The organism is Sulfobacillus harzensis (assembly GCF_012933365.1).
Classification (GTDB): domain Bacteria; phylum Bacillota; class Sulfobacillia; order Sulfobacillales; family Sulfobacillaceae; genus Sulfobacillus_B; species Sulfobacillus_B harzensis.
Genome location: NZ_JABBVZ010000046.1, coordinates 13112 through 27424 on the forward strand (window position 1 = coordinate 13112; position 14313 = coordinate 27424).

14 protein-coding genes and 1 riboswitch are annotated in these 14313 nt (G+C 58.1%); of the genes, 7 read left to right on the top strand and 7 right to left on the bottom strand.

Annotated elements, in window-relative coordinates:
* Window positions 1–5: 5 nt before the first annotated feature.
* On the bottom strand, window positions 6–1760 hold the full coding sequence (locus tag HIJ39_RS13165; RefSeq protein ID WP_169100427.1) for a bifunctional diguanylate cyclase/phosphodiesterase: 1755 nt from the start codon (window positions 1758–1760) through the stop codon (window positions 6–8).
* 58 nt (window positions 1761–1818) lie between these two features.
* A riboswitch (cyclic di-GMP riboswitch) is annotated at window positions 1819–1902 on the bottom strand.
* A 313-nt stretch (window positions 1903–2215) separates the two neighbouring features.
* Window positions 2216–2746 carry a hypothetical protein gene (locus tag HIJ39_RS13170; protein ID WP_169100429.1) on the bottom strand — a complete coding sequence of 177 codons (531 nt, stop codon included), beginning with the start codon at window positions 2744–2746 and terminating at the stop codon, window positions 2216–2218.
* 34 nt (window positions 2747–2780) lie between these two features.
* On the opposite strand from HIJ39_RS13170, the gene HIJ39_RS13175 reads away from it, so the two are divergent.
* From HIJ39_RS13175 to HIJ39_RS13195, 5 genes are all read left to right on the top strand, one after another.
* Entirely contained in the window at window positions 2781–3026 is a 246-nt protein-coding gene (locus HIJ39_RS13175) for a hypothetical protein (protein ID WP_169100431.1), read from the top strand.
* Between the two features lie 646 nt (window positions 3027–3672).
* Window positions 3673–5553: a molybdopterin oxidoreductase family protein gene (locus tag HIJ39_RS13180; RefSeq protein ID WP_243239656.1), complete on the top strand. Its 1881-nt coding sequence runs from the start codon at window positions 3673–3675 to the stop codon at window positions 5551–5553.
* On the top strand, window positions 5550–5975 hold the full coding sequence (locus tag HIJ39_RS13185; RefSeq protein WP_169100435.1) for an NADH-quinone oxidoreductase subunit NuoE family protein: 426 nt from the start codon (window positions 5550–5552) through the stop codon (window positions 5973–5975). Before HIJ39_RS13180 ends, HIJ39_RS13185 begins: the two co-directional genes overlap by 4 nt.
* 3 nt (window positions 5976–5978) lie before the next feature.
* The gene (locus HIJ39_RS13190; RefSeq protein ID WP_169100437.1) at window positions 5979–7202 is read left to right on the top strand and encodes a complex I 51 kDa subunit family protein; all 1224 of its coding nucleotides are present in this window, start codon (window positions 5979–5981) and stop codon (window positions 7200–7202) included.
* Complete coding sequence (locus HIJ39_RS13195; RefSeq protein WP_169100439.1) at window positions 7202–8065, top strand: 2Fe-2S iron-sulfur cluster-binding protein; 864 nt, start codon at window positions 7202–7204, stop codon at window positions 8063–8065. The genes HIJ39_RS13190 and HIJ39_RS13195 overlap by 1 nt, the downstream gene beginning before the upstream one ends.
* A 226-nt stretch (window positions 8066–8291) precedes the next feature.
* On the opposite strand, the gene HIJ39_RS13200 is transcribed toward HIJ39_RS13195, so the two are convergent.
* Genes HIJ39_RS13200 through HIJ39_RS13215 form a run of 4 tightly spaced genes read right to left on the bottom strand, consistent with a single transcriptional unit; the run spans window position 8292 to window position 11425 of the window.
* The gene (locus tag HIJ39_RS13200) at window positions 8292–8528 is read right to left on the bottom strand and encodes a hypothetical protein (RefSeq protein ID WP_169100441.1); all 237 of its coding nucleotides are present in this window, start codon (window positions 8526–8528) and stop codon (window positions 8292–8294) included.
* Window positions 8525–8908, bottom strand: coding sequence for a hypothetical protein (locus tag HIJ39_RS13205; RefSeq protein ID WP_169100443.1), 384 nt, complete (start codon window positions 8906–8908; stop codon window positions 8525–8527). The genes HIJ39_RS13200 and HIJ39_RS13205 overlap by 4 nt, the downstream gene beginning before the upstream one ends.
* 48 nt (window positions 8909–8956) lie before the next feature.
* Window positions 8957–10933, bottom strand: a complete 1977-nt coding sequence (locus HIJ39_RS13210) for an MFS transporter (protein ID WP_169100445.1) — start codon at window positions 10931–10933, stop codon at window positions 8957–8959.
* Between the two features lie 24 nt (window positions 10934–10957).
* Window positions 10958–11425 carry a MarR family winged helix-turn-helix transcriptional regulator gene (locus HIJ39_RS13215; RefSeq protein ID WP_169100447.1) on the bottom strand — a complete coding sequence of 156 codons (468 nt, stop codon included), beginning with the start codon at window positions 11423–11425 and terminating at the stop codon, window positions 10958–10960.
* Between the two features lie 273 nt (window positions 11426–11698).
* Here HIJ39_RS13215 and HIJ39_RS13220 point away from each other — a divergent pair, with 273 nt between their 5' ends.
* Window positions 11699–12661 carry a peptidyl-prolyl cis-trans isomerase gene (locus tag HIJ39_RS13220; RefSeq protein ID WP_243239650.1) on the top strand — a complete coding sequence of 321 codons (963 nt, stop codon included), beginning with the start codon at window positions 11699–11701 and terminating at the stop codon, window positions 12659–12661.
* Between the two features lie 37 nt (window positions 12662–12698).
* Here the strand turns inward: HIJ39_RS13220 and HIJ39_RS13225 are convergent, their stop codons facing one another.
* Complete coding sequence (locus tag HIJ39_RS13225) at window positions 12699–13052, bottom strand: hypothetical protein (RefSeq protein WP_169100449.1); 354 nt, start codon at window positions 13050–13052, stop codon at window positions 12699–12701.
* 205 nt (window positions 13053–13257) lie between these two features.
* On the opposite strand from HIJ39_RS13225, the gene HIJ39_RS13230 reads away from it, so the two are divergent.
* Window positions 13258–14313: IS110 family RNA-guided transposase (locus tag HIJ39_RS13230; protein WP_169100451.1), on the top strand; the 1056-nt coding region annotated here is incomplete at its 3' end.

Below are 14313 nucleotides of genomic sequence, written 5' to 3' on the forward strand. Positions count from 1 at the left end.
GTAGCTCATTTCGGGGATGAACCCAGCGGAACAATCTTGCGATTCGGAGCCAGGTGGGTTGATTCAAAGACGTCGGCGGGCACGGGTCTTCCTCGCAGGTAGCCTTGGGCGACGTCGCAATGAAGCGCCTCAAGGGCATTCCATTGCGCCTCCGTTTCCACCCCTTCGGCCACCACATTCATGTCCAAATCGTGGGCCATATTGATGGTGGCGGCGACAATCGCATAGTACTTCGGGTTCTTCAGCATATCGGCGATGAAGGCTTGGTCAATTTTGAGCGCATGCGGCTCAAATGTGCCGAGGTACGCGAGTGACGAGAACCCTTTGCCGAAGTCGTCAATGGCAATGGAGACCCCTAATTGCCGAATGCGGTTCAACGTCTCGGCCACCGCAGCGGAGTTCTGCACCAAGAGCCCCTCAGTAATTTCGATGGCCAACCAATGAGGATCAAGCCTCGTCTCCTGCAGCGTCTCCTGAATCATGTGGTCCACCTGGTCGAGTTCAAACTGTCGTGGCGAGATATTGACTGAGATTACAATTCGGGGGTAGCCCAGGTCTTGCCAGTGCTTGGTTTGGCGGCAGGCTTCGCGAAGCGCCCACCGGCCCAAGGGGGCGATGAAGCCCGTGGCTTCCGCCACGGGGATAAAATCGCTCGGGGAAATCCAGCTTTCATCGGGCTGCTGCCAGCGGATGAGGGCCTCAGCGGATACCAGCGGCCGCTCGTCGGAGACGACGTATTTGGGTTGATAATGCAAGGAAAACTCCCCGTTTTGATGGGCACGCGGCAAGCGGCTGGCAATCTCCAAACGGTGAGCGGCGGATGCTTCTTCTTTGGGGTGGTGGTTTCGAACCCGGGACGTGTGTTCTTGCCGGGCTAGATAGGCAGTAATGGTGGCGTGTTGAATCAGATCGGGCAAATTGTCCGCCGAGGTGGGGGCCGTGGCGATGCCAATGCTCGGGGAGAGGACGAAATGCTGGGCCTCAACCTCAATCGGATCGCGAAAATGACGGATGATGGCGTGTGCGCGCGTGGTTGCCTCGCTATCTCCAGCCCGGGTCAGCACGGCAAATTCCGTTTCGCTGATGCGGGCCAAGATGTCCTCTTCAGGAAGTGCGTGGCGGATGCGTTGGCTCACCTGCGCGAGGAGACGGTCGCGCAGGGTGAATCCCTTAAGACCGCGGATGAGTTCCACCAAGGGGATGTGGACGACCAGAGCCGACACTGGATCTCGGGTGGACAGCGGCCAGCGGGCAAAGGCGCGCTCGAGATAGGCCTGGGTGAAGGTCTTGGTCGTGGAATCAATATACGTTTGATACTCCAAGTCGGCGACATGCCCCAAAAATTGGGCGGATGCCATTAAAATCTCCTCGTCCACTCGCCGAAACTCATGGGGCAGCGGGTTGAGGGCGCATACGGTGCCCATGTGTGCACCGTTTTTGAGCATGATGGGGGCCCCGATGAAGGCGGCGGGCCCAATGGACGCGGTTAGGCGCATCGCACTGGTGAGCGGGTGGGTCGCCGTGTTAGAAATGCTGAGGACGTTGTCGTTGGCGCACACGTGGTGGCAATAGGCGTCAACAAAAGGCAGTAGGCCTTCCTCGATTAACACCTGATCGCGATTTTGAGCCAGAATGATGCGGTTGGTTACCCGGTCATTGATGGCGACAAACACGGTGTTGGCCGAAATGAGCTGGGTCGCGAGATGGAGAAGACCCTGGGCCGACTTGTAGAAGTCTTCGGTAGCGAGAATTTGCATCATGTGTTCCCCAGTCCTTTTTCATTAGGATGGGGGCAAGGAGCGGAGCGACGCGCTCCATCGTCGCAGCTGGCTGGCATGGCAATTTACCGAAGCCCCTATAGCTTTGCGTCGCCGAGTTTCCCCGGGTTTGCCCCAATCGTGAAGAGTGGCCAAAACATGACCACTTCGTAATTATCCCACGGATGGTCTGGAACTTGTATAGATTTCGAGGGAGTCGTATAAAACGGAGGTCTGGCAATGGGGGGAATCAGCACGAGCGGTGCTTCATACGTTTTGTCAAACGCTCGGCGGTGAACCCGCGGTTGGATAGGTATACCCGACAGCAGTTCCCCATTCCGGTTTCGCCTCTTTAGCGAGCCCATACCACGCCTGGCCCTTGGAGCCTTGAGAATCCCGAATAATCCAGCTTAGCCGATCGACCGAAAGCAAAGCCTCTTTTGTGGCGACGTGCCTCGTCAAGGCGTCGGCACAGCCTTCATCGATGCTGCCATGTCTATTGGGATAGATGCCTCGCCATCATGATTTTCGTTGGCCCAATAGACGGTTGCCCCAGCTTGCCACGACAGGTCGATCGAATCCTGGCCGTTGCTGCCATGCGCCCAGTTCAGGACCCCCAGGGTCGTGTCGGGCAAGAGAACTCGGTGCAAAATCGACGCAATTTGTTGCGCAGGAGGCTTCAGTATAGAGAGATTGGTTCCCGGTGCACCCGACACTTCGATGTTCCAGCGGCCCTCGGTCCACGTGATTAGCGCCTGTTTGGGATATGCGTGGGCGGTAATTCCGGAACCGAGAGAAAGCGGCGAGCCGGTCCCGGGGGAGACGATTAGTAGCTGTTGCAATTGGTTTGAAGCTTGGGAACTGGTCCCGTAATTTTGCCCCCCAAACGAGGCGGCGATGCCGCTTTGCGTCAGGATATGCACATCATAGTTCCCGTTGCTGGCTGACGTACGGGTGATGGATTTGACGGCAACGTTGGTTGGCGCCATCAGGACGATCCCCTTTGCCGAGAGATGCGCAACCGTGCTGGCTAAGGTGGCGCTTGCCGACTGGGACGGCAAGACACTGCTGGTTGGTGCCGATGGTGTTGGGGAACTGCTTGAGGGTTGCGATGGGCTGCTGGTTGGGGCGGCCGCCTGGTTGGATGGCACGTGGGATCCACATCCCGCCAATGCCACGAGTCCTGCTGCGGCCATTGTCATTAGTATTGCTTTTTCCATGATCTGTTGCCTCCTGATCGGCGCGCTGGGACGAGAGCGGAATGCCTAGTGGCTCGTCGAGGCGCTCCGATTAGCACCAAGTTTGTATCCAGTTCGATGCTATCAGGGAACGTCGGAATTTCATAGTCTCGATGTCTCACAGTCGGACACCGGCCGAGTCATCGATGGGCCTCCTGTTGTCCCAAAGCTTTATGGAGGAGCACGTCTCCCCAGGATGAGGCCGAGGAGCGGCTCCAGGAAGCGGTCGACTCTGGTGGTAGACCAGAGCAGAACACCCAGGAGCAGCTGGAATCGATTCGTCGAAAAATGTCGCAAACTGCGGTTGTAAGGATTAAAATTTGTTTAGGACAACTACTGCGGTGATGATTGCGAGGGGTGCTTTGCGGTGCGGTGCCAAGCCGGGCAACAGTTCAAATCCTGTCCTAATCTTACTGGAACGAGAATTCCCACCCGGCTAGGCATCGAGCGGTGGAGGTGGTGGACTCGGTACTGCCTTCGCGACAGGCATTGGTAGAGACTGGACATCCCTTTCGGAAGCGCATTTCTGATCCGCGAACGGTCGTTCGTGCTAGCATATAAGTAAGTAAAGAAGGTTGGAGCCTCCAAGGCTCTGGTCCAGTAGGAGAGAGCAGAGGGTCCCGACCGTCTTTGTGAAGGGAGTGATTCTGATGGCAACGGTTATCGCCAAGCACCGCATGCGCCTGACATCCCCTCTCATTAGAGTAGACGGTGAACTCAGGCCGGCGAGTTGGGACGAAGCACTGACGCGTGCCCGTGAATTGTTGAAACCGATAATGGAGGAATCGGGCGGCGACGGTTTGGCCGTGTTTAGCTGCTCCAAATCCACCAATGAATTGAACTATCTGGCCTCGAAGTTCGCGCGCTCGGTGTTTCGCACCAACAATGTCGACTCCTGCAACCGCACCTGACATGCTCCTTCCGTCGCGGGTCTCGCGGCTGTGTTGGGTAGCGGTGCCAGTACAAGTTCGTACGAGGAGTTTGAGAACACGGATTTGATTCTCTTGGTGGGGTCGAATGCGGCGGAAGCGCATCCGATTATTTTCCACCACATCATGAAGGGCGTCAAAAACGGTGCGCGTTTGGTGGTGGTCGACCCGCGTCAGACGCTGACCACAAAGCGGGCACATGAGCATTTGCAAATCGCTGTCGGCAGTGATATCGCGCTGCTGAACGCGATGGCGCACGTCATCATTCGTGAGGGTTTACAGAATCAGTCGTTTGTTGACCGAGCCACCGAAGGGTATCAGGCCTTTGCTGAATCGGTGGCGCCGTGGACGCCGGAGCGTGCCAGCTTAATCACCGGGATTGAGCCGGAACGAATAGAGGCTGTGGCCCGCCAGTATGCCCAGGCACCCAATGCCATGATTGGCTGGACTCTTGGGATTACGGAGCACCACAACGCGGTGGACAATGTGTTCGCCCTCATCAACCTTTCGCTCTTGACCGGGCACGTGGGTCGCTACGGCTCGGGATTGAACCCGTTGCGCGGTCAAAACAACGTGCAGGGGGGCGGCGACATGGGGGCCCTCCCGAACCGTCTGCCGGGATTTCAGGATCTGACGGATCCGGCAGTCCGCGCAAAATTCGAGAACGCGTGGGGTGTCCCCATCTCGGGAACGCCGGGCCTCAACCAGTCCCAAATTTTCGAAGCCATGGAAAAGCATCAAGTCCGTGGCCTTTACGTCATTGGGGAAAATCCCGTGGAATCGGAGGCCAACGGAAACCATGTTCGGGAATTGTTTGAAGGGCTGGATGCATTGATCGTGCAAGACATTTTTCTCACAACCACCGGCGAGCTAGCGGATGTCGTTTTCCCAGCCCGGGTGTCTTTTGCGGAAAGTGCCGGGACCTACACCAATAGCGAGCGGCGGGTACAGCTGGTACAGCCAGCTCGGCGGGCCCCTGGCGAGGCGCAGGACGACATATGGATTGTGACACAGTTGGCCAATGCTCTCGGCGCGTCATGGCCGGAGATGGATGCCGAAGCAGTGTTTGATGAAATGCGGCATTTGGCGCCCAACTTCCGAGGGATGACTTATGAGCGCATACGCCAAAACCATGGCCTCCAATGGCCGTGCCCCGACGAGTCCCACCCGGGAACCAAAGTCATGCATACGCGGCTTTGGAACGACGTGGTGGATCCAAAGGCTCCGTTCAACCCAGTAGAGTGGGAGCCCCCCGTGGAACAGCCGGATGACGAGTATCCGTTCATGCTGACGACGGGCCGACGTTTAGCCTTTTTCAACACCGGCATTCAGTCCGACGTGTATGAACATCCGCACCGTGTAGGCGAGTGGATGGAAATGCATCCCGACGATGCCGAGCGGTTGGGGGTCGAGGACGGAGAGCAAGTGACCGTGGCATCGCGCCGTGGAGAACTCACGGTGCCCATCCGCCGGTCGTTGGCCGTGAAGCCTGGAGTGGTATTCCTGACCTTCCACTTCCCCGACCACGTGAAGACCAATGTGCTCTCCATCGACGCAACCGATCCCAAATCGGGAACCGCCGAATTTAAGGCGACAGCGGTTCGCATCGCCAAGTGGGAGGCGTCATGATGCTTTCAAAAGAGACAGAGCAGCAGGTAGCCGAACTGGTTAAGGATTTGCCCAAGGAGCGTTCTTCGCTGCTCCCGGCGCTCTGGGCGGTAGTGGACCATCTGGGATGGATCGACGACGAGCGGACCGAGGCTGTGGCCCAGGCGTTGAGACAACCCGTGGCTGAGGTATACGGTGTGGCATCCTTCTATGCTCTTTTGCCGACCAAGCCCAAAGACCCGGTGCGGGTCTGCGACGACCTCTTGTGCCGCTTGAAGGGAAGTCAGGACCTCATCAGCGAGCTCAATCGCCGCGGCATTGAGGCCGTTTCCTGGCCGTGTCTTGGGCGTTGCGAGCAGGCCCCCGCGGCACTGCTGGGTCCGCATCCCATTGTGCAGGCGACCGTGGACAAGGTCCAGGCCGCCCAGGAAAAGGGGGAATAACCGATGGGTGAACATCGGCTGCTCCCAGACCCGGCGACTAGAACAGCTCCCACTAGCGAGGAGCGTCTGGTTGAGCGGGGATTTGAGCGTGCGCTAAGCCGGGCGCAGGGCATGACGCCCGAGCAAATCCGTCGGGACGTCACCGAAGCAGGAATTATGGGCCGGGGCGGCGCCGCTTTCCCCACAGGACGCAAGTGGGACAGCGTCGCTTCTGCGCCCGGTGAGCCGAAGTATGTGGTGATGAACGCGGACGAAAGTGAGCCGGGCACGTTCAAAGACCGCGTGCTCTTGGCCGAGGATCCGTTTGGGGCGTTGGTCGGCCTCGCCATCGCCGCGCGTGCCGTAGGGGCTTCTCATGCCTATGTATACATTCGCGGTGAATATCAGGACGTCGAAGCCGTGGTCAAAGAAGCCGCCAAGGTTCTTGAGCGCCGCGGCGTGTTTGGTCCGCACCTAACCTTTGAGGTGCGGCGGGGAGCCGGCGCCTACATTGCCGGCGAGGAGACGGCGCTCTTCAATTCAATCGAGGGCCGGCGTCCGGAACCGCGGGTCAAGCCTCCTTTTCCGACCGTTCACGGTCTCTTTGGCAAGCCCACCTTGATTCAAAACGTCGAAACACTGGCCAATGTAGCGGTGCTGCTGGCGCACAATGTGGCGTGGTTCCGGGAGCAAGGCACGGACAAAACGCCAGGCACCAAGCTGGTCTGCCTCAGCGGACATGTGGAACGGCCCGGGGTCTATGAAGTGCCCTTCGGCGTGTCGCTAAAGGACGTGCTTTACAGCCCAGAACTGGGCGGGGGCATTGCCGGCGGACGACAGCTGAAGGCTGTTCTCTTGGGTGGTGCGGCTGGGACCTTCGTGACAGCCCAGGAGGCCGTCGAAGCCACGTACGACTATGCGCCGCTCAGGGCCATGGGTGCCAGCATCGGATCGGGTGCCATCATGGTGTTTGATGAGACGGTCTCGTTAGTGGATGTGCTAAGGCAGTTGGCCCACTTCTTTGCGGATGAATCCTGCGGACAATGTGTGCCGTGCCGGATTGGAACGCGACGTCTCCTGGAGATGCTCGACGATGAGACCGCCCTGTCTGACGGGCAACGGCTTCGGGATTTGGGACGTGCGATGCAGGACGCATCCATCTGCGGCCTGGGTCAAACCGCGCCGGTGGCTCTGCTATCCCTCATGGATCGAACTAGCCTCTGGGAATCAGAAAGGAGCGCGGGCTGATGGCTGACATCACATTGACAATCGATGGCGTTTCGGTCACGGTGCCAGAAGGCACAACCCTCAGGCAAGCCTGCGGGACAATCGGCGAAGAGACTCCAGCGCTTTGCTTTCACGACAATCTGACCCCTGCCAATGCGTGCCGGGCGTGTGTTGTAGAGGTGGAGGGCGGCCGTGCGCTGGTCGCATCCTGCAGCCGTCAGGCGGAGCCAGGCATGGTGGTGCATACGAAGTCGGAGCGCGTCATGAACTCGCGTCGCGTGGTGTCGGAGCTTTTGGCATCGACCTCCGATCTCTCGTTGGCCCCCACGGTTCAGGACTTGCTGGATAGGTCCGGCGGCGACGCGACCCGCTTCCGTACGGGCGCCACATGGGATCAACCGGTGCGTGACGACAATAGGTTGTATGTTCGGGACTACGCGAAATGCATCTTGTGCTATCGCTGCGTGGAAGCCTGCGGCGACGATGCGCAGAACACGTTTGCCATCTCGGTAGCTGGCCGCGGGTTTGATGCCCACATTGATGCCGGATTCGGCCGCGATATGCCGGATTCTGATTGCGTGTTCTGCGGCAACTGCGTTGCGGTGTGTCCCACGGGCGCCTTGATTGACCGCTCGGAGTACAACCTGCGACAAGCCGGAGAGTGGAAGGACGAGGAGATTACCGTCACCGACACCATTTGCTCATACTGCGGCGTGGGCTGTGATCTGTCGCTCCACGTCCTCGACAATCAAGTGGTCAAGGTGACCTCGCCTATGGATCACCCGGTGACGCACGGCATGCTCTGCGTCAAGGGCCGCTATGGGTACAAGTTCGTGCAGATTGAAGATGAGGTGCCGCCTAAGAACGCGGCGGTCGTCGATTAGTTTCGGTGGTCTTCTAAAGACCTCTCTAAAGGCCTAATGCGACCCATATCGGTGTTATACTTTGGCGCGAAAAGCGAAGGTCCCGGCTATAAGGTCGGGACCTTCGCTTTTACTAAGGTGGTTTCCGCCTTGCTCAACGTGCTAAAAAACACGAAGTCTCATCCAACGAGAATGACTGATCGGATGAGACTTCGTGTGTTCGTGTGTTTTCAGTCTATAAGGAGGTTTACGCGTCCTGCTGTTCGGGGGACTGGTTTCCTAATTCCCGGAGCCGTAGACCCCAGAATGCGACTAAACCGACCAGAGCGGTAAGCATGATGAGGCCGCCTAAAATGGCACTGCCTAACATCGGTCCGGTCCAGGGATTGCCGTGCGTAGGCGCGAATCCCACGATTTCGGGAGCCAGGATGACCCAAGCACCCGCCAAGATTCCGATGATGCTGAGCCAAGTTCCAAATTTCATGCGCCGGTCCCTCCTCGATGGGCTGCTTCGTTCTTGGCCGCTAATTGCGCGGTTAAATCACGCAACACCGTCTCGGCCAGCGGTCGTAGCATCGCGTCAAGATTGTCAGCGGGCGGCGCGGCTGGGGTTTCCTCTTGCTGGGTTGGTGCCGGCGCCTTCACCAGACCGCGGTCCACCATTTCCTTACGGAGACCGCCAAGCCAGCCCCAGAGCGACAAGAGCCCAATGACCGCCACCCCGATACCGCTCCAAAACAGGGTATCGGTGGTGTGCGTCCAACCGCCCGCGTTGGTGTGAAGGGCAAAGGGCAGCACCAACAGCGCGAAACCCATCAGGGTAACTAGCGCCGAGGTGGCCAAGGGCCAAACATATTTGGTCACAATACTCACTCCTTCAACAAAGATCCGGCGTGGAGCCGATCCTGTGTTCTAAGGGACCGGCTCGGACGCCACCGGACGGTCATACGTCTCGGCAATGCGGGTGAACTCGCGATTAATATCGGATGGCGGCTCCGGCGGATTTTGCCCTAGCGCCAGCGCCAACAACGCCAACGAACGGCGCAACTGCTCTTCACGTTCCGGTGGCGCACCCGGCTCCGCCCCATCCTTGGCCATCCACACGGCGGACAAGGCCAGCAGCACTGATCCCACCGGCAACGGCATGGCCGCGGGTTCGGTTTCGACCGTGTGGCTGGTGAATTCGTCTTCCTCGTAAATGAAGCGCTCGCCTCGGAACACGGAGAGAATAGCCGAAAGGAAGGTCATCGCTGCAGCGAAGATGAACACCACCCGCAACGCATCCATGAAGGGGTGCGAAATCAAGCTCGGGAAGTAGTGCGGGCTGGTCAGCGTCGCCACCTGATGGACTGGCATGCGCTGGAGCAGAAGCCGGCCCTGGGCTGTTCCGCCTAGCAGCATCTTCAACGGGTTGTAGCCCAAGAGGGCGGCAAACAGCACAGACATAGGCGGCAAGTGGGCCAGTTCGTGAATGGCCGGTGCCGGCAGGGCGAACTTGCTTAATCCCCGGGTGATGGCTCCAGGAAGCCCGTTGGCCAAGGAGCTAATCACCATGGAGAAGAAAAGGCCCATGGAGAGCATCTGCCCGGCGTTCATAAAGGTGGCCCGCATGCCGGACGCCACGCCGCGGTAACGGGGCGGCACCGAGCTCATGATGGCCGAAGTGTTGGGCGATGCGAAAAGCCCCATGCCTCCACCGACAATGAAGATGTAGAAGGCGAAGGTCCAGTAGTGGAAGTCCGCCGGCAGCGTTTCCAAAAGTCCGAAGCCGATGGCACTCACCAACATGCCGATGGTCGCGAACCAACGGGCGCCATAGCGGTCGGAGAGCTTGCCGCTGAGGGGACCAAAGACCAAGAAACCGATCATCTGCGGAATGGTGTCAATGCCCGCTTGAAGCGGCGTGTTGGCAAACGAGACGCCGTGCATCGGCAGCCAAATGCCTTGCAGCCAAATAATCAGCATGAAGGAGAGGCCGCCACGGGCAATCGCCGCCATAAGGCTGGTGAAGTTGCCGATGGAAAATGCCCGCGTCTTAAAGAGCTGCAGGTGGAACATGGGGTCTTCCACGTAGTTTTCAATAATCACGAAGGCGATGAGGAGCACCACACCCACGACCAAGCTGGTGATGACGAAGGGGCTTTGCCAGCCCATGGCGTGATTCTTGTAGGGGTTAATGCTGTACGTCAAACCCAACATGACGCCCATGAGCCCAATGGCAAAGGTCAAGTTCCCCCACCAGTCAATCTTCTTGGATTCACGGGTTGTGGAGGTCTCTTTGAGTGCTACATAAGCCCAAATGGTGCCGGCAATACCGAAGGGGACGTTCACCAGGAACACGGCTCGCCAGTCCACGGCCGACAACAGGCCGCCCACTACCAAGCCGATAACACCGCCGGCAATACCGGCAATTTGGTTCAACCCCAACGCAAAGCCGCGCTCATTGGCGGGAAAGGCGTCGGTCAAAATGGCGGCACTATTGGAAAACAGAAAAGCTCCGCCGATACCTTGCACAAATCGGAAGATAATCAGTTGCCATTCACCGGCGGTCCCTTTGCCGGGGGTTAGGAACAGCAAAATCGATCCGATGGTGAAGATTAAAAAGCCGAGATTATACAACTTGACGCGGCCATAGGTATCGGAAATCCGTCCAAACGAGACCAAGAGGATGGTGGTGGCCACGTTGAATCCCATCAAAATCCACAGCAGCAAGCTGGTCTGCCCGCTGTGCAGAGGATTGATTTGAATGCCGCGGAAAATGGCGGGCAACGAGATGATTAGAATCGTCCCGTTAATCGCGGCCATCAAAATGCCCAAGGTCGTATTCGTGAGGGCTATCCACTTATAGGCGATACCGCCTGGTCGCGATTCAACTGCCCTGGAAGCCATGTATCAGAATTCCCTCCTAGTCTTTTACGCCTGATTCGCGGTTGTCTTTGCATCCGTGGCGCATTCGACTTGGCGCACCGTGTCGGTATAGTGCTCCAGCACCTCCACGAATCGCGTCCGCTCCTCGTCGCTCAGATGACGAATGGCGGCAAACAGCGGGGTGTTGTACCAACTGGTCATGCTGCTGACGCGCGCCTGGCCGGTTTCGGTGAGCCGCACCCAAATCCGCCGCCGGTCATGTGTATCGACGGTGCGCTCGACCAACCCCCGTGTCTCCAGTCGCTCCAGAATGCGGGTCAACGACGTCGATGACATGGAGAGTTTTTTGGCCAAATCTCCCGCTTGTTCGGGCTGATGGCTCAAAATGCGCAAGCACTGTACCTGAGCGATCGTCAACTCGTGGGACCGCCACAGGTCGAAAATGAGCGGTTCCGACAGCCGGATGAGATTAACCACCGCTTTCAGCGCCACGCGCTCTTCATCCGTGGGCATCGGCGTGTTCTCCACGGGACTCACCTCGCTCAGTAATTGTTGCAAAGCCAACCATTATCACATCGACAATAATATCACGCACGACAAGTAAAGGGGACAATTTAATCAAACTTTAACAAAACCCGCATTTCCACACATTGTGCGGCTCTCCAGGTATTGTGGATTGATTCCTTCCGAATCTCTGGTATGATTTCAGGATAAACGGACAGGTGGAATTGTCCGTCTCTTTGTGCCCTTTCGGGTGTTCCTTGGTTTAACGTAAAGGAGAGACTGATGGCAAAACGTTCAGTGAAGTGGATTTCGGCAGCTGGCATGTTGGCATTAGTGGGAACCGCAGCTGCGGCCTGCGGAAACACGAGCCAGGCGGCCTCCCCAAGTCCCAAGCCGTTGGCAGAGATTAACGGCACGCCACTTACCACGCAAGAGTGGAAGTTGGCGGTGAATGCCACCGATCTCTTACAGGGCGTCACCATGTCGACCACCAAGTCGGCGGAAAAGCAGCAGGTTAAAGATTTGGCTGCGCAGATTGCCGTCGAACAGTGGGCGTTGAAGCACCACATCATCACTCAACAGACGGCGGAGAAGAATGCCAAGCTGTTCGTTAGCGAGAATGTGGAAACGGCGCTGGGCGGCAAGAAAAAGACCGTGGCGGCATTGAAGAAGCAGCATTTGACGATTGCGTCGCTAACCCAATTCATGGTTCAGCAGATGGAATGGGATGCCGCATTCAGTGCCGAGACAAAGAACGTGAAACCGGTGACCACCGCTGAGGCTCAAGCGTATTACAATGCCCACAAGTCCGAATTTGCCACCCCGGCGCAGGACAAGATGCGCATGATTTTGGTTAAAAACAAGAGTCTCGCGCAAAAGATTGAAAGCGAACTGGAGCACGGCGGCAGTTGGTCAGCGCTGGCCAAGCAATATTCCCTTGACACCTACAGCAAGGATAAGGGTGGGGAGTACGGCTGGGTTAATACCGGGCCATCCTCAAACTTCGTTAAGCCGTTCTACGAGGAGATGGACAAGCTTAAGCCGGGACAGTACGGAATTGCCCATACGCAATACGGATACCACGTGATTGAGGTGCAGGCTACGAAGCCCGGTGGGACCCAGCCCTTCTCGCAGGTGAAGTCGCAGCTGGCCTCGGGTCTCTTGCAGCAAAAGCAAACTCAGGTGTTTCAGGGCTTTGCTAAGAAAATCGCAAAACAGAGCCACGTGAAGATCTATTTTAAGTAGCGTAAGTTGAGACGGCGTCCCCCCCGGGACGCCGTTCTTAATGGTGTCGTGTCTCTTTCGACTTCTGGTCGGTGTCAGGTGGGGCAAACAGCGTGAGCATGGCGCCCACAAATAAGATGCAGCCGGCGGTGACCCACAGTTGGTCGGCGCCAAAAAACCCCAAAGTCGCGGAAATGGCTGCCAGCAACCCGCCTAGTCGATAGCCCCCGAACCACATGACGACCACCGCCAAGAGCGCCAATATACTGCAGGCGAGTGTGATATCCGAGCCTGGCATGCTCCCGTGGCCGATGGTCATGTGGGACTCGAGCGCCGGCATGTGTTCTGCCCAGGCGGTAAATCCGCCCAGCAATCCGCCCAACAGGGACAGCATCCATCCGATAGTTTTCATGCGCCCAGTTTTCCCCGTTTCAAGTCAAAGCATACCGGCCGATGGTTGGCTGGCAAGGGCGGCCGCCAATTGCTACCATAGATAAAGGAGGCGAGATCATTCCTGTAGGGAGTAGTTCTTGGAGTTTGTGTGCATGAAAGCGCCTCCCGTACGATGAGTGTGTGAAGGGTCTAGAGCCCGTAGAACTCATCCAGGAGGCGTTATCATGCAGTCTAAGCAAATCCTCGCCCAGAATCAACGGATTGAGCGCATCACGGCGACCACGTTGGTGGTGGGCGTCGACATTGCCAAAGAACGTCACGTCGCTCAGGCCATGAACTTTCGGGGCATCGTGCTGACGTCCCGTGCCCTGGCGTTTGCCAACACGCGGGCGGAGTTCGAGCAATTTGTCGCGCGACTGCGCGACATTCAGATGGCCCATGGCATGACCGATGTCGTGGTCGGGATGGAATCGACGGGCCACTATTGGTTCGCGCTCGCGCATTGGCTGCAAGACCAGGGCATCACGGTGGTCATTGTGAACCCCGCCACCACCAAGCGAAACAAGGAAAACCGGGACAACTCCCCGTCAAAGAGTGACCCCAAAGATGCCATCGTGATTGCTGAGGTTGTCACCCGAGGGTACTACACGCTGTACGAGCGTAGTGAGTGGCAGTTTCACCAGCTCCGGGTGTTAGTCGCCAGCCGGGAGCGTTGGGTCCAGGAACGGAGTCGCGCCCGGAATCGCATCATCCGCTGGGTCGACATTTGGTTCCCGGAGCTCACGCAGGTCTTCCCCGATCTCTTCACGGATCGTGCGTTGGCCACCCTGACCCATTTTCCAACCCCGGCGCAGGTCCGGGTGCTCACACCCGACACGATGGTGGATGTGTGGCGGCGCTATATGGCCCGGGCGGCCGGCGCCCGGGGCCTACGGTGTGCGCAGGCGTTACAGGAGGCTGCGGCCCGAAGCATTGGTGAGACCGTCGGCCTGGATGATGCTCGGTGGGAGTTGCAGCATCTCCTGGTGAGCTACCGGCATGCCTACCAGGTGGTCGAGGAAACGGACACCCGGTTAGAGGCGCTGTTGGCGAAGATTCCGTGCGCCCCGTTGCTACGCTCGGTCGGCATTCCGACGTCGGAGACGGCGGCTATCCTTGCCTTTGGGGGAGACCTGCGCCAATTGGCGCATGGGGATCAGCTCTTGCGGAAGGCCGGCTTAAATTTGGCCGAACGGACTTCGGGGAAGTACAAAGGCCACATCAAGCTCGCGAAGCGCGGC